Annotated in this window: 12 protein-coding genes, 1 pseudogene and 1 riboswitch; of the genes and pseudogenes, 11 read left to right on the top strand and 2 right to left on the bottom strand. The window is 64.8% G+C overall.

Translation table 11 applies throughout. The features are described from left to right. The 9 genes and pseudogenes from QU595_RS29565 to gcvP all read left to right on the top strand — a co-directional run. Positions 1-144: pseudogene (locus QU595_RS29565) on the top strand (aldehyde-activating protein); the annotation flags it as partial. A gap of 25 nt (positions 145-169) precedes the next feature. Further along, positions 170-637 carry a YaiI/YqxD family protein gene (locus QU595_RS29560; RefSeq protein ID WP_315928814.1) on the top strand — a complete coding sequence of 156 codons (468 nt, stop codon included), beginning with the start codon at positions 170-172 and terminating at the stop codon, positions 635-637. A gap of 81 nt (positions 638-718) precedes the next feature. Continuing rightward, positions 719-1381 (top strand): DUF1345 domain-containing protein, encoded by a 663-nt coding sequence (locus tag QU595_RS29555; protein ID WP_315928811.1) that lies wholly within the window; start codon positions 719-721, stop codon positions 1379-1381. 129 nt (positions 1382-1510) lie between these two features. Continuing rightward, positions 1511-2374 carry a cytochrome b/b6 domain-containing protein gene (locus QU595_RS29550; RefSeq protein ID WP_315928809.1) on the top strand — a complete coding sequence of 288 codons (864 nt, stop codon included), beginning with the start codon at positions 1511-1513 and terminating at the stop codon, positions 2372-2374. Position 2375: 1 nt separating this feature from the next. After that, positions 2376-3170: a molybdopterin-binding protein gene (locus QU595_RS29545; protein ID WP_315928807.1), complete on the top strand. Its 795-nt coding sequence runs from the start codon at positions 2376-2378 to the stop codon at positions 3168-3170. An 83-nt stretch (positions 3171-3253) separates the two neighbouring features. Next, positions 3254-3733: a helix-turn-helix transcriptional regulator gene (locus QU595_RS29540; RefSeq protein ID WP_315928805.1), complete on the top strand. Its 480-nt coding sequence runs from the start codon at positions 3254-3256 to the stop codon at positions 3731-3733. A gap of 102 nt (positions 3734-3835) precedes the next feature. Then, a riboswitch (glycine riboswitch) is annotated at positions 3836-3922 on the top strand. A gap of 150 nt (positions 3923-4072) precedes the next feature. Continuing rightward, positions 4073-5176 (top strand): glycine cleavage system aminomethyltransferase GcvT, encoded by a 1104-nt coding sequence (gene gcvT / locus QU595_RS29535; protein ID WP_315928803.1) that lies wholly within the window; start codon positions 4073-4075, stop codon positions 5174-5176. A 5-nt stretch (positions 5177-5181) separates the two neighbouring features. After that, positions 5182-5550 carry a glycine cleavage system protein GcvH gene (gene gcvH, locus QU595_RS29530; RefSeq protein ID WP_315928801.1) on the top strand — a complete coding sequence of 123 codons (369 nt, stop codon included), beginning with the start codon at positions 5182-5184 and terminating at the stop codon, positions 5548-5550. Positions 5551-5566: 16 nt separating this feature from the next. Continuing rightward, complete coding sequence (gcvP, locus tag QU595_RS29525; RefSeq protein ID WP_315928799.1) at positions 5567-8380, top strand: aminomethyl-transferring glycine dehydrogenase; 2814 nt, start codon at positions 5567-5569, stop codon at positions 8378-8380. Between the two features lie 34 nt (positions 8381-8414). Here the strand turns inward: gcvP and QU595_RS29520 are convergent, their stop codons facing one another. Both QU595_RS29520 and QU595_RS29515 read right to left on the bottom strand, forming a co-directional pair. Further along, positions 8415-10139, bottom strand: coding sequence for a SulP family inorganic anion transporter (locus QU595_RS29520; RefSeq protein WP_315928797.1), 1725 nt, complete (start codon positions 10137-10139; stop codon positions 8415-8417). Between the two features lie 76 nt (positions 10140-10215). Beyond that, entirely contained in the window at positions 10216-10482 is a 267-nt protein-coding gene (locus QU595_RS29515; protein ID WP_315928794.1) for a helix-turn-helix transcriptional regulator, read from the bottom strand. 246 nt (positions 10483-10728) lie between these two features. Between QU595_RS29515 and parE the strand changes: the two genes are divergently transcribed. Together parE and QU595_RS29505 are read left to right on the top strand one after the other, a co-directional pair. Beyond that, on the top strand, positions 10729-12783 hold the full coding sequence (gene parE, locus QU595_RS29510) for a DNA topoisomerase IV subunit B (RefSeq protein WP_315928792.1): 2055 nt from the start codon (positions 10729-10731) through the stop codon (positions 12781-12783). Between the two features lie 29 nt (positions 12784-12812). After that, entirely contained in the window at positions 12813-14864 is a 2052-nt protein-coding gene (locus QU595_RS29505) for an FUSC family protein (protein WP_315928790.1), read from the top strand. Positions 14865-14876: the final 12 nt, after the last annotated feature.

The raw sequence follows: 14876 nt of genomic DNA, 5'->3' as shown, positions 1-14876 counted from the left end.
GCCGGCGTCGATCCGAGCCGCATGGACGGCATCCGCGCGCAGCTCAGGCAGACCGGGCTCGAGCCTTACGATTGCCTCAACCCGCCGCTGATGGACTACGTCGCCACCTGGACGGCGAAGAAGTCCGGAGCCTTGCCGGCTTGAACCGGCCCGGAAACGGATCGGCCGCATGACGGCGGCGCCGGTCATCTATGTCGATGCCGACGCCTGCCCGGTGAAGGCTGAAGTGGTGAAGGTGGCGGAGCGCCATGGCGTTGCCGTCACCTTTGTCGCAAATGGCGACCTTCGCCCCTCTCGCGACCCGATGATCCGCAATGTCGTCGTCTCCAAGGGCGCCGATGCGGCGGACGACTGGATCGTGGACAATGCGCGCCCCAACGATGTCGTGGTCACCGCCGACATCCCGCTTGCCGCCAGAACCGTGGAGCTTGGCGCGCATGTGCTGGGGCCGGCCGGGCGGCCGTTCACGGCCGAGACCATCGGCATGGCCGTCGCCATGCGCAATCTGAAGCAGCATCTGCGTGAAACCGGCGAAAGCAAGGGCTACAATGCCACCTTCACGCCGCAGGACCGCTCGCGTTTCCTCGGCGAACTCGACCGCATCTTGCGCAGGGCGCTGAAATCGGCCACGTCATAGCACGGTTCGGGCAAAGCGCTTTCGCGCTTGGACTGCGCGGGACCAAAGGCAAGGCGCCGCAACATCGCGAGGCTCGGGCAAATGAGCGCTGGCTCGATCAGAACGCCGCTTCACCGCCACCTGCAATTCGTGGTTTCGGCCTGCATTGGCGTTCTCGCCTTCGTCACCGCGCTTTTCCTGAAAGCACCGCTCGCCTACTCGATCGGGGCCAACGCCTTTTTCCTCGCCTACATCGTTCTGGTCACGATGCAGATGCCTTTGCTGACGGCCAACTATCTGAGCCGCCATGCCAGGGCGACGGACCAGCCGATCGTGGTGATCTTCACGGTCACGACCGTGGTGATCGGCGTCGCGATCGGCGTCCTGTTCCAGATCATCAACAAAAAGGGCGTCGATACCGCAAGCCTCGTCTTCGCGCTGTCTTCGATACCGCTCGGCTGGTTCACCATCCACGAGATGACGGCGCTGCATTACGCGCATGTCTACTGGATGGACGGCGAAGTCCAGCCGGACGGCAAGAAGGCACCCGTCGGCGGTTTCGAATTTCCCGGCACGAAACGGCCGGAGGGCTGGGACTTCCTTTATTTCGCGGTCGTGATCGGCATGACGGCGCAAACCTCGGATACGGGCGTCACAAGCCAGCAGATGCGCCGCATCGTTCTGCTGCATTCCATCGTGTCGTTCTTTTTCAACACGGTAATCGTGGCCGCCGCCGTCAATCTGGCGGTCAGCCTGGGCAGTTGACCGCGGCCTCGACGCGGCAAGATCTTTCGCACAAATGCGTGAACGGCTGAAACATCGCCGTCAATCGTCTCGTATTGGGCTACAAATGCGCAGGCAAAGGCCGCACCGAAAGCCCATGGAAGAACGACGATGGACAGCACTGTCGGCAGAAATGTCAACGAAAGCTCGGCATCGAAAGGACTGGTGTATCGCCAGTCGATCTGGACGCGGCTGACGCACTGGCTATGGGCGTTCTGCCTGTTCTTCATGCTGCTTTCCGGCCTTCAGATCTTCAATGCGCGGCCGCAGCTTTATATCGGCAAGGAATCCGGCTTCGGATACGACAACACGATATTCGCCATCGGCGCCGAGGACACCGCGAATGGACCGCGCGGCTTCACGCGGATATTCGGCCATCGGTTCGACACCACCGGCGTGCTCGGCTGGTCGGGACCGCCCGGCCAGGAAAGCGCACGCGCCTTCCCGTCATGGGCGACAATTCCCTCCTATTACGATCTCGGCACGGCGCGCGTCGTGCATTTCTTCTTCGCGTGGGTCCTGAGCGCGACTCTGCTGCTGTGGCTCGTCGCCGGCCTGCTGAACGGGCACATCCGTCGCGACCTGTGGCCGCGCGTGAAGGATTTCCGCCGTCTGCCGGCCGACATCGCGGACCATCTGCGGCTGAGATTCCATCACGCACGCGAGTACAACACGCTGCAAAAGCTCGCCTATGCCGGCGTCCTCTTCGTTGCCCTGCCGCTGATGATCTTGACCGGACTCGCCATGTCGCCGAGCACGAATTCGGTCCTGCCGTTTCTGAACGAGGTGCTCGGCGGCCGGCAGACGGCCCGCACCATCCATTTCACCGTCATGGCGCTGCTGGTCCTGTTTTTCATCGTCCACATGCTGATGATCGTCGCCGCCGGCCCCATCAACGAACTGCGCTCCATCATCACCGGCTGGTATCGGGCCGACCCGCCGAAAACGGATGCGGATATGGACCGGAGGCACTGACATGGCACAGAAATTCAGGTTGAACCGCCGCAAGTTCCTCACCGCCGCCGGCCTCGGCGCCTCCGGCATGGTGCTCTCGGGCTGCGACGCCTTCGACAGCCAGCTTGGCGTGGGCGACGGTCTGCGCTCTTTCCTGGAAAACGCCAACGACCTGACCTGGCGCGTGCAGCGCCTGTTGGCCGGCCGGGACGCGCTGGCGCCCGAATTCACCGAGGCCGACATTCGCCAGCCGATGCGGCCGAACGGCATCACCGCACCGGACGACGACCATTACCAGGGTCTGCTCGCCGACAATTTCGCCGATTGGCGGCTCGAGGTGAACGGGCTGGTGGAAAAGCCGCTTTCCCTCACGCGCGACCAGCTCACTGCCATGCCGAGCCGCACCCAGATCACCCGCCACGACTGCGTGGAGGGCTGGAGCTGCATCGCGAAATGGACAGGCACGCCGCTTTCGCTGGTGCTGGACATGGCGGTCGTGAAGCCGCAGGCGCGCTACGCCGTCTTTCATTGCCTCGATACGATCGATCACGACCTGTCCGGCGACGTCAAATATTACGGCTCGATCGACCTGATCGACGCGCGCCATCCGCAGACGATCCTCGCCTATGGCCTGAACGGGAAACCGCTGCCGGTGGAAAACGGGGCGCCGCTGCGCGTGCGGGTCGAGAGGCAGCTCGGATACAAGATGCCGAAATATCTTCAGCGCATCGAACTGGTCGACAGCTTCTCCGCCATCGGCGGCGGCCGGGGCGGCTATTGGGAAGATTACGGGTACGACTGGTATGGCGGAATCTGATGCCGACGCCAGGCCGACAACCCATCGGACAAGGTAACTTCCATTACAATTCAATCAATTAGGAGAAAATGCGGATATGCGCCTTGCGATCGCCGACCCGGTCCGCCATGCTTGGCGCGGGCGTCGGATGCGTCGTCGCCCATTCCCAATCAACAAAACTGGAGGTGCATCGGTTGTCCGACACCACAACGATTTTTGAACAGGAACAGGATCTGGATACGTTCGGAGGCAGGCTCTCGCGCGCTCGCGCGGCAAGCTACCTCACCACAAAGGAACTCTCCCTCAGGCTTGGCGTAAAGCCTTCGACGGTGAAGGCCTGGGAGTGCGACCGCTCACAGCCCAGCGCGCACCGCATCAGCAAATTGGCGGGGCTGCTCAATGTCAGCCTGTCGTGGCTCCTGCACGGCGTCGGTACCGCGCCAGTGGAGGCCGAGGACGAAACGGCGGCCGACGTGATCGGCGAGCAATTGGCCAAGCTCAAACTCCTGCACGCCGAGACCGGCCAGCTTATAGGCCGGATTGAAACACGTCTCGACACGCTGGCGCAGCCGCCGCTGGAGTGAGTACGGCACCAGCCGCCGGAGAGACAATCTTCCGGACGGGAGGTGACAATCCGTTGCCGGCGGGCTATGGATGAGTCGTCGGGGGCTTTTTTGTAAGGTTCCCATCCGTTTGCGGGAGAGAGCAGCGCGAGCTGCCGCCGAAGGGGAAATCGCCCGAAATCTCTCAGGCAAAAGAACCGTAGACGGGTTAAGGCACTCTGGAAAGTCGGGGCGAAAGCCCTGCGCCGAAGGTGTAAGCGTCGCTGACAGAGTTCCGGCGGCGCGAGTCTCTCAGGCTTCAGACAGAGGGGCACGGATAGGCCGCACGTAGCGGCCCAGGCGTGCTGTTCTGGAGAAGCCATGTCGGGCGAAAGCACCACCAAACGACTTCCATTAGAAGATCTGCACATAGCCGCGGGCGCCAAGTTCGGCCCCTTCGCAGGCTGGTCCATGCCGCTGACCTACCCGGCCGGCGTCATGAAGGAGCATCAGCATACGCGCGAGCATGTCGGCCAGTTCGACATCTCGCACATGAAGCTCATTCTGGTGCGGGGGCCTCAGGCTGCCGCGCTGCTTTCCCGCGCCTGCCCGCTCGATGCCCAGGCGCTGGAACAGTCGCAGTCGAAATACACCTTCTTCCTCAACGAAGCCGCCGGCATCGACGACGACCTCATCGTCACCCGGCTGGGCCCGCAGCGCTTCATGGTCGTGGCCAATGCCGGCAACGCGGCTGCGGACATAGCCCATCTGCAGGAAGTGGCGAAGGGTTTCGACGCTACGGTCGAGCCGCTGGAACGCGTCTTTCTGGCGATCCAGGGCCCGGAAGCCGCATCCGCACTGGCCGAGGCGGGGGTTGAAATCGACGGATTGTCCTTCATGCACGGCGTCGAGCCGCGCACGGACTGGTTCATGAGCCGATCCGGCTATACCGGCGAGGACGGTTTCGAAATCGGCCTGCCTGAAAAGGACGCGCGCGAACTTCTGGCGAGACTGCTGCCCGACGGACGCGTCATGTGGATCGGGCTTGCCGCGCGAGACAGCCTGCGGCTGGAGGCCGGGCTCTGCCTGCATGGGCAGGACCTTACGCCCGAAACGGACCCGGCTTCCGCCGGTCTGATGTGGGCCATCCCCAAGGAGCTTCGCGCTTCGGGAAGCTTCATCGGGGCGAACGCGCTGCGCGCCGTTCTCGATCGCGGCCCGGCCGAAAAGCGCGTCGGCCTCAAACCCGAAGGCCGCCAGCCGGCGCGGGCCGGCGCGTCCCTTCTCGACGCGGACGGCAATGTCGTCGGCCGCGTCACCTCCGGCGGTTTCGGCCCGTCCGCCGGCCACCCGGTCGCCATGGGCTACGTTTCCGCCGCGCTGGCCAAGCCCGGCACAAGACTGTTCGCCGACGTCCGAGGCACGAAACTGCCGATAGACGTCGCCGCCCTGCCCTTCACGCCTCACCGCTATCACAAAGGATAATTCTCATGGCAACGACCTATTTCACCGAAGACCACGAATGGCTGCGCGTCGAGAACGGCGTCGCGACCGTAGGCATCACCGATTACGCGCAGGAACAGCTTGGCGATCTCGTTTTCGTGGAATTGCCGGAGGCCGGCAAGACGCTTTCGAAGGGCGACACGGCCGTCGTCGTCGAATCCGTGAAGGCCGCCTCCGACGTCTATGCGCCGGTGGACGGAGAGATCCTGGAAGCCAACCAGGCCCTTTCGGCCGACCCGGCGCTCGTCAACTCCGCGCCGACCGGCGACGGCTGGCTCTGGAAGATGAAGCTGGCGGACGAAAGCCAGCTTGAGGGCCTGCTGGACGAAGCCGGCTACAAATCCCATATCGGTTGACATCAGGATGACGGACATGACCGCAGCACCTGCTTCTTTCCAGACGCGCCATATCGGGCCGCGTGTGGCCGACCAGCGCGCCATGCTGGCTTCGATCGGCGTTCCTTCCATCGAGACGCTGATTTCCCAGGCCGTGCCGAAATCGATCCGGCTCGACCACGCCCTGAACCTTCCGGCCGCGGCGAGCGAAGCGGAAGCCTTGGCGGAACTGGCCGAGAAGATGTCGGCCAACAAAGTGCTGAAGAGCTTCGTGGGTCTTGGCTACCACGGAACGCATGTGCCGCCGGTCATCCAGCGCAACCTGTTCGAGAATCCGGCCTGGTACACGGCCTATACGCCCTATCAGGCCGAGATCAGCCAGGGCCGGCTCGAACTCCTGTTCAACTTCCAGACTCTGGTGACCGAACTCACCGGCCTTCCGGTCGCTTCCGCCTCCCTGCTGGACGAGGCGACCGCCCTGGCCGAGGCAGTCGGCATGGCCTGGCGCTTCCACTATGGCAAGCGGCCGAAGATCGTGGTTGCGGGTGAACCGCATCCGCAGGTTCTGGACGTGGTGAAGACGCGTGCCGAACCGCTCGGCATAAGGATCGAAGGCAGTCAGGCCGACGACCAGACCGCGGCGGTGATCGTCCCGTGGCCCGACACGTTCGGCGTCTTCGGCGATTATTCGGCCGTGGTCGAGCAGGCGAAGGCCGCCGGTGCCCTGATTATCGCCGCAGCCGATCCGTTGGCTCTCACGCTGATGGAATCTCTCGGAAAGCAAGGGGTGGACATTGCCATCGGCTCCATGCAGCGCTTCGGCGTTCCCATGGGCTATGGCGGCCCGCACGCTGCCTATATGGCGGTTTCCGACAGGCTGACACGGCTGATCCCCGGCCGTCTGGTCGGCCAGTCGGTGGACACCAAGGGCCGGCCCGGCTTCCGGTTGGCGTTGCAGACCCGCGAGCAGCATATCCGCCGCGACAAGGCGACCTCCAACATCTGCACCGCGCAGGCGCTGCTTGCCAACATGGCGGTCGCCTATGCCATCTGGCACGGGCCGGAAGGCTTGCAGGCCATCGCCGCGCATGTCCATGGCCTCGCTTCGCGGCTGGCGGCATCGCTCAAGGCGGCGGGCGTGAAGGTGCTCGGCGAGCATCGCTTCGACGCCGTCACCGTCGAGGTGAAGGGCAAGGCGAAAGCGATTGCCTCGGAAGCCGAAAAGGGCGGCCGTCTCTTGCGCATGATCGACGACGATCTGGTCGGGATCTCCTTTGACGAGACCTCGACCGAGGCCGACCTGGAAGCCATCGCGGCCCTCTTCGGCGCCAAGGCGGTGGCCGGGGTCGAACGCAAGCTACCCGGCAAGGCGCGCGACGTGAAGAGCTTCCTCTCCCAACCGGTCTTCCATGAAAACCGGTCGGAAACGGAGATGATGCGCTTCCTGCGCAGGTTGGCCGACAAGGACCTGGCGCTCGATCGCACCATGATCCCGCTCGGCTCCTGCACGATGAAGCTGAATGCCGCCGCCGAGATGATGCCGGTGAGCTGGAACAGCGTGGCCAACCTGCACCCCTTCGCGCCCAAGGCGCATTCGAAGGGCTACAAGGCCATGACCGACGATCTCGAACGCTGGCTGGGCGAAATCACCGGCTTCGACGCCGTCTCGCTGCAGCCGAACGCCGGCAGCCAGGGCGAATATGCCGGACTGATGGCGATCCGCCGCTATCACGCCTCGCGCGGCGAGCCGCATCGCAACATCTGCCTGATTCCATCGTCCGCCCATGGCACCAATCCTGCCAGCGCGGCCATGGCCGGCATGGAGGTCGTCGTGGTGCGCTGCACCAACGACGGCAACATCGACATGGAGGACATGCGCGCCAAGGTGGCCGGCCATGCCGCGAAACTGGCGGCACTGATGGTCACCTACCCGTCCACGCATGGCGTGTATGAGGAAGGCATCAAGGAGCTGTGCGCACTCGTCCATGAACATGGCGGGCAGGTCTATCTCGACGGCGCCAACCTGAACGCGCTGGTCGGCCTTGCCAGGTTGGGCGACATCGGCGGCGATGTCTGCCACATGAACCTGCACAAGACCTTCTGCATTCCGCATGGCGGCGGCGGCCCCGGCGTCGGCCCGATCGGCGTGAAGTCGCATCTCGCGCCGTTCCTGCCCGGCCATATCGAGAACGGCACGGAACATCCGGTCTCGGCGGCGCCGTTCGGCAGCGCCTCCATCCTGCCCATCACCTGGATGTATATCCGCATGATGGGCGCGGCGGGGCTGAAGCAGGCGACCGAGTTGGCCATCCTGTCCGCCAACTACGTCGCCACGCGCCTCGATGCCCACTTCCCGGTGCTCTACAAGGGCAAGCACGGCCGCGTCGCGCATGAGTGCATTCTCGACACGCGGGTGTTGAAGGACAGCGCAGGCATCGGCGTGGAGGATGTCGCCAAGCGGCTGATCGACTACGGCTTCCATGCCCCGACCATGTCGTGGCCGGTCGCCGGGACCCTGATGGTGGAGCCGACGGAATCGGAACCGAAGGCCGAGCTGGACCGCTTCTGTGATGCGATGATCTCCATCGCGACGGAAGCCGGTAAGGTGGCGGCAGGCACGTGGCCGCGGGACGACAATCCGCTCGTCAACGCGCCCCATACGGCCGCCGAGACGCTTGCCGGCGAATGGGATCATCCCTATTCGCGCCTGGAAGCCGCCTATCCGGCCGGCGCTGCTGACACGGTCGCGAAATATTGGCCGCCGGTATCGCGCATCGACAATGTGGCCGGCGACCGCAACCTGGTCTGCTCCTGCCCGCCGGTGTCCGACTACGTCAACGCGGCCGAGTAAGCCGCAAGCGGCAGTGTAACTGTCTGCGCGACATTCAGGCCGGCGCTTCAGGCGTCGGCCTTTTGCTGCGTATCTGCGCCAATGCCTGCTCGATCGAGAAAGCCTTCTTGACCAACGGCGCGCGCACGCCCTGAACCGCCAGTTCCTTTTTCACCCCCGCAGAGAGCCCCGTCAGATAGACGCTGACGCCCCGCTGGGCTGCCTTGTGCGCCAGCCCCTCGATGGTCCTGGCGCCGGTGGAGTCGACGAACGGCACCGCAGAGAAATCGACGATCAGGTGACGATGCGTTTCGCCGATGCGTTCCAGCACCGTGCCGATGGAGGCGGCGGCACCGAAGAAGAATGCCCCGGAAATGCGGTAGACGATGACGGTGGGGTCTTGCTGGGACGCTTCGTCATAGGCTCCGCGCGAACCGTCGTCAGGCATGTCGTCCGCCACCAGCGGCATATGCGTTTCGATCGCCGTCGTCTGCGACATGCGATGGATGAACAGCACGGACCCCAGCGCGAACCCCACCACGATCGCCTCTGTCAGCCCCCTGAACAGGGTGATGCAGAAGGTCGCCAGCAATACCGCCGCGTCCCCGCGCGACGCCCTCAGCAGGGTCGCGAAGGCATGGCGTTCGACCATGTTCCAGCACACCACCGCCAGAACCGCCGCCAGAACCGCCAGTGGGATGTAGCTGGCGAGCGGTGCCGCGACCAGAATGAACAGGAGCAGGAACAGCGAGTGCATCATGCCCGAGAGCGGGCCGTGCGCCCCTGCCCGCACATTCGTTGCCGTGCGGGCGACCGTTCCGGTGACACAGATGCCGCCGAACAGGCCCGATGCGATGTTGGCAACGCCCTGCCCCACCAGTTCGCAATTGGAGCGGTGGCGCCGCCCGGTCATGCTGTCGGCGACGACGGCAGAAAGCAGCGACTCGATCGCGCCCAGAAGCGCGAAGGAAATCGCGTTGGGCAGGACGGCCTGCACCTTTTCCAGGCTGAGCTGCGGCAACGCCGGCATCGGAAGTTCGCGCGGAATGCCGCCGAACTGCGACCCAATGGTGTCGACCGGCAGCTTGAGGAAAGCGGTCGCCGCAGCTGCCAGCGCCACGACGATCAGCATGGCCGGCCAGCGTGGCCTCCACATGCGCAGCGCGGTCAAAAGTGCGATGCTCGCCAGCGAAAGCGCGAGGGCGGCGGCCGAGAAGCTGGGAAGCTTCGACCACAGGAAAGGTATCTTCTCCAGCAACGGCCCCGGTTCCCCGCCGCTGAAGGAAAGGCCGAGCAACGGCTTGATCTCGCCCGAGAAAATGGTCACGGCGATGCCGGCCGTGAATCCCACGGTCACCGGATAGGGTATGAATTTGATGTAGGTGCCGAGCCGCAGATAGCCGATGGCCATCAGCATGAGCCCTGACAGGATGGTCGCGAGAATGAGTCCGTCCATGCCGTGCTGCTGCACCGTGGCCGCGACCAGCACGATGAAGGCCCCCGCCGGCCCGCCGATCTGGAAGCGGCTGCCGCCCAGCGCCGAGACAAGGAAGCCGCCGACAATGGAGGTGTAGAGCCCCTGCGCGGGCGTCGCATGCGAGCCGATCGCGATCGCCATCGACAGGGGCAGAGCCACGATCGCGACCGTGAGACCGGCCATGAAGTCGGCCCGGAAATTGGCGAAGCTGTAGCCTTCCCTCAGCACAGTCACCAGTTTCGGCGTATAGAGCTCCACGAAACTCGGTCGCACCGGCGGCGAAGACAGGGTCTGCGTAGACATTTAGAAAACTGCTACCTCCAAAGAGGCGGCGGGATCGTCGGCTGGGGTCGGCGGTCGCCGTCGCGAAGATCGTGGATCAACGGGCTGACGTCTGGTTCTGCTCCTTCAGGCGGACACCGCGCCCGCCGCCTGCGCTCATCGCCCCTTCACCGATCAGCTCGATGCCGGCGCGGTCCAGCGCCTCGACGACACGCATCAGGCTTTCGACCACTCCGCGCACGGTCCCTTCGCTCGCCTCCATCCGCTGGATGGTCGGCACCGAAAGTCCCGCCTGATCGGCAAGCTGCTTCTGGTCGATGCCCAGAAGGGCACGCGCCGCCTTCATTTGCCCGCTGGTGATCATAGGCTGGTCTCAGACGTCACTATGACCATGTAGCATATGCTTATTGATATGTCATCCATCAACATTGCAGTCCCAAACTCCATTGCACCATCTCTGTCACCGTTGGTTGTCGTGTACATTCGTCGTGAATCGGCCTCAACGGGCTTGACCAATGCCCGCCGCATGAACAGAACACGAACCGCATGCCTTGCAGATGAAAGCATGGCAGTATGATTTCCTGATTCGCGCAACGTGATCTCCCGCCGCATGGACGACAGCAACGACCTTTTCAGTCTCGACAAGCAGCCGCAGCCCGTGCGTGCCCCGTCCCGCCCGGCCGACCCTCTGGTGCAGGCGGCCAAGCGCCCGGCAGCGGCTCGCGACGGCAGCGAGGGTTATAGCGCGGCCGACATCGAGGTGCTGGAGGGCCTGGAGCCGGTGCGGCGCCGGCCGGGCATGTATATCGGCGGCACCGACGAGAAAGCGCTGCACCATCTCTTCGCGGAGGTCATCGACAATTCGATGGACGAGGCCGTCGCGGGCCACGCCACCTTCATCGAGGTCGAGCTTTCCGCCGACGGTTTCCTCACCGTCACCGACAACGGCCGCGGCATCCCGGTCGATCCTCATCCGAAGTTCAAGGACAAGTCGGCGCTCGAGGTCATCATGACCACGCTGCATGCTGGCGGCAAATTCGACTCCAAGGTCTACGAAACGTCCGGCGGCCTGCACGGCGTCGGCGTCTCGGTGGTCAACGCGCTGTCCGACCATCTCGAAGTGGAAGTGGCGCGCGGCCGCCAGCTCTACCGCCAGCGTTTCTCGCGCGGCATTCCGCAGGGCGGGCTGGAGCATCTGGGCGAAATCCACAACCGGCGCGGCACCAGGACGCGCTTCCATCCTGACGAGCAGATCTTCGGCAAGGGCGCCGCCTTCGAGCCGGCCAGGATCTACCGCATGGCGCGCTCGAAAGCCTATCTGTTTGGCGGCGTGCAGATTCGCTGGTCGTGCGATCCATCCCTCATCAAGGAAAAGGACCCCACGCCTCCCAAGGCCGAATTTCATTTCCCCGGCGGCCTCGGCGACTACCTGAAAGCCTCGCTCGGCGATGAATTCCAGGTCACGCGCGATATTTTCGCCGGCAGGAGCGAGAAGCAGGGCGGCCATGGCTCGCTCGAATGGGCCATCACCTGGTATGGCGGCGACGGCTTCCTCAATTCCTACTGCAACACCATCCCCACGCATGAGGGCGGCACCCACGAGGCGGGCTTCCGCAATGTGCTGACGCGCGGCCTCAAGGCCTATGCCGATCTGATCGGCAACAAGCGCGCCTCCGCCGTCACCTCGGAAGACGTGATGATCTCGGCCGCCGGCATGCTTTCCGTCTTCATCCGCGAGCCGGAATTCGTCGGCCAGACCAAGGACAGGCTGGCGACGATCGAGGCGATCCGCATTGTGGAGAACGCCATTCGCGACCCGTTCGACCACTGGCTGGCCGACAATCCGCAGGAAGCCTCCAAGCTTCTCGATTGGGTGATCGCGCGTGCCGACGAGCGGGTGCGCCGGCGCCAGGAAAAGGAAGTGTCGCGCAAGACGGCGGTGCGCAAGCTGCGCCTGCCCGGCAAGCTGGCCGACTGCACGCAGAACGCGGCCGCAGGCGCGGAGATCTTCATCGTCGAGGGCGACTCGGCCGGCGGCTCCGCCAAGCAGGCGCGCGACCGCGCCAGCCAGGCGGTGCTGCCGCTGCGCGGCAAGATCCTGAACGTGGCCAGCGCCGGCAATGACAAGCTGGCCGCCAACCAGACCATCTCCGACCTGACCCAGGCGCTGGGCTGCGGCACACGCTCCAAATATCGCGAGGAGGATCTGCGTTACGACCGCGTCATCATCATGACCGACGCCGACGTCGACGGCGCCCACATCGCCTCGCTGCTGATCACCTTCTTCTATCAGGAAATGCCGCAGATCATCCGCGGCGGCCATCTCTATATGGCCGTGCCGCCGCTCTATTCGATCCGTCAGGGCGGCAAGGTGGCCTATGCGCGCGACGACGCCCACAAGGACGAACTCCTGCGCACCGAATTCACCGGACGCGGCAAGGTGGAGATCGGCCGCTTCAAGGGTCTCGGCGAGATGATGGCGCATCAGCTCAAGGAAACTACCATGGACCCGCGCAAACGCACCTTGCTGCGGGTGGAGGTGCTGGACGAGGAAGCCGCGACGAAGGATGCGGTGGACGCCCTGATGGGCACGAAGCCGGAAGCCCGGTTCCGTTTCATCCAGGAGCGGGCGGAATTCGCCGAGGCCGAGGCGCTCGATATCTGACCCCATAGCCGCTTCATCGGAGCACCGTCATGTGGCAGCGGCTTGAGAAACAGTTACGGGACTGGTTCCAGGCGCTTGCGAAGCCGACCCGAAGCGACCTGATCTTCGCCCTGCGCACCGTCTCGGCAGGGCTCATCGCGCTGCTCGCCGCCTATGCCTTGAAGCTCGAACACCCGCATTGGGCGATGATGACGGTTTTCATCGTCTCCCAGCCCGTCGCTGGCATGGTTTTGGCGAAAGGGTTCTTCCGCCTCGTCGGCACATTGATCGGCGCCGTCGTGGCGCTCGCCATCGTGCCTCTTTTCAGCGGCCATGCATGGCTGTTCCTCGGCGCATTGGCGCTATGGATCGGCATCTGCACGCTCGTCTCCTCGCTGCTGCGAAATCCGGAAGCCTACGGCGCCGCCCTGGCCGGCTATACGGCGATGATCATCGGCTTGCCGGCCTTCGGGCAGCCGCACTTGCTGGCCGAACTGGCCACCGCCCGCTGCAGCGAGATCGTGCTCGGCATTCTCTGCGCGGCCGTCACCAGCCGCCTGATCCTGCCGCAGCTTGCCGGCGACGCGATGGCGAGCCGGCTGGAACGGTGCATCATCGATCTCGCTTCCTATGCCAGCGGCGCCTTTTCAGGCGCCGATATCGAAAAGCTCCGCGCGCTCCACGCCAAGCTGATCGCCGACATCCAGTCGCTCGGCGAAATGCGGGCCTATGCCCGCCTCGAAACGCCCAGCATGTCGACGCGCGCGAACTCGGTGCGCCGGACCATAGGGCATCTGCTGTCGGCGCTGTCGGCGGCGCGCATGCTGCACCGTCATTCCGCGCCGGCCAACGCCGCGCTCATCCCCGTGCGCAGCGCGCTCAAATCCTGTGTGGCCGACCTGTCGGCGGTCGACAGCCTGAAGCACACCGAACCCTTCATCGACAGGCTCGATCGCATAGCGGAAGAGGCCGCCGCCGCGCCGCTCGTCGCCGGCGAAGGCGATGACAGGATCGGCACCCTCTCGCGCCTGACGATCGCGGGCGAATTCGCCCAGGCCTTGAAAGGTGCGCTTCGCGGCCTGGATGCGTTGAGACGGCCGCCGGACACCCGCAAGCGCACCCGCCGGCAGCCGGACCTGGTCATCCACCGCGACCATCGCGGGGCATGGCGCAACGCGGCGCGCGCCATGGTGGGAACCGCCCTGGTGGCGGCCTTCTGGCTGGAAACGCAATGGCCGGGCGCGACCGGTCTCGTCATCATCGTCGCGGTCGTGTCCAGCCTGTTCGCGTCGCGACCGTTCCCGGTGCAGGCCGCCTGGGGGTTCTTCAAGGGCACGCTGCTCGCCCTGCCCTTCGCCTTCCTCGTGGGCCAGTACATCCTGCCCCCGCTGCCCGGCTTCGGCTGGTTCATGCTGTTCGTGGTGCCCATTCTGGTTCCGACGGCGCTGGCCATGGCCAATCCGCGATATGCGGGTGTGGCGACGGCCTTCGCCATCAATTTCCTCGCCTTCCTCAGTCCTCACCCGGTCATGACCTATGACCCGCAGGAATTCCTGACCGGCTCGGTCTCCGTCCTGATCGGCATCCTGCTTGCGACAGGCGTCTATCTCGTCGTCCTGCCTGTCAGCGCGCGCGAGGCGGTCCGGCGTATCGTGCGCGTCATGCGCGAGGACCTCGCCCGGCTCTGCCTGCACGAGCGCATACCGCGCCGGTCCGCGTTCGAAGGCCTGGCCTATGACCGTATCAATCAGTTGATGCCGCTGTTGCAGTCCAGCGGCAAGCGCAACGACCCCTTGCTGGGCGGAAGCGTCGTGGCGGTCTCGGTCGGGTTGGAGATATTGCGGCTGCGTCTTGCGCTGCTGGGCACGGCGCTGCCGCCTGCCGCCAGGCAGTCCGTCACGGAGTTCCTCAAGGGAGTGGCTCGCGACCTGCTGGTGCAATCTCCCGGCCATTCATGGGCGGCGATGATCGAACAGGCGCGGCGCAACGCGCCGGAGATCGCCGAATCCGATTCGCCGGAGGCGCTGCAGTCGGCGTCCGCCATGCGCGTGATCGCCGCCGCCATAGAGGATTATCCGGAATTCTTCCGCAAGCAGGCGTGAAGCTTCCCGGGA

This window comes from Mesorhizobium sp. SP-1A (genome assembly GCF_032460275.1).
GTDB lineage: Bacteria > Pseudomonadota > Alphaproteobacteria > Rhizobiales > Rhizobiaceae > Mesorhizobium.
The sequence above is the reverse complement of the archived record's forward strand: the minus strand, read 5'-3'. Positions and strand labels throughout refer to the sequence as shown.

Coding starts and splice junctions, on each gene's coding strand:
- QU595_RS29560 (WP_315928814.1), top strand. CDS start 170: ATGACGGCGGCGCCGGTCATCTATGTCGATGCCGACGCCTGCCCGGTG.
- QU595_RS29555 (WP_315928811.1), top strand. CDS start 719: ATGAGCGCTGGCTCGATCAGAACGCCGCTTCACCGCCACCTGCAATTC.
- QU595_RS29550 (WP_315928809.1), top strand. CDS start 1,511: ATGGACAGCACTGTCGGCAGAAATGTCAACGAAAGCTCGGCATCGAAA.
- QU595_RS29545 (WP_315928807.1), top strand. CDS start 2,376: ATGGCACAGAAATTCAGGTTGAACCGCCGCAAGTTCCTCACCGCCGCC.
- gcvT (WP_315928803.1), top strand. CDS start 4,073: ATGTCGGGCGAAAGCACCACCAAACGACTTCCATTAGAAGATCTGCAC.
- gcvH (WP_315928801.1), top strand. CDS start 5,182: ATGGCAACGACCTATTTCACCGAAGACCACGAATGGCTGCGCGTCGAG.
- gcvP (WP_315928799.1), top strand. CDS start 5,567: ATGACCGCAGCACCTGCTTCTTTCCAGACGCGCCATATCGGGCCGCGT.
- QU595_RS29520 (WP_315928797.1), bottom strand. CDS start 10,139: ATGTCTACGCAGACCCTGTCTTCGCCGCCGGTGCGACCGAGTTTCGTG.
- QU595_RS29515 (WP_315928794.1), bottom strand. CDS start 10,482: ATGATCACCAGCGGGCAAATGAAGGCGGCGCGTGCCCTTCTGGGCATC.
- parE (WP_315928792.1), top strand. CDS start 10,729: ATGGACGACAGCAACGACCTTTTCAGTCTCGACAAGCAGCCGCAGCCC.
- QU595_RS29505 (WP_315928790.1), top strand. CDS start 12,813: ATGTGGCAGCGGCTTGAGAAACAGTTACGGGACTGGTTCCAGGCGCTT.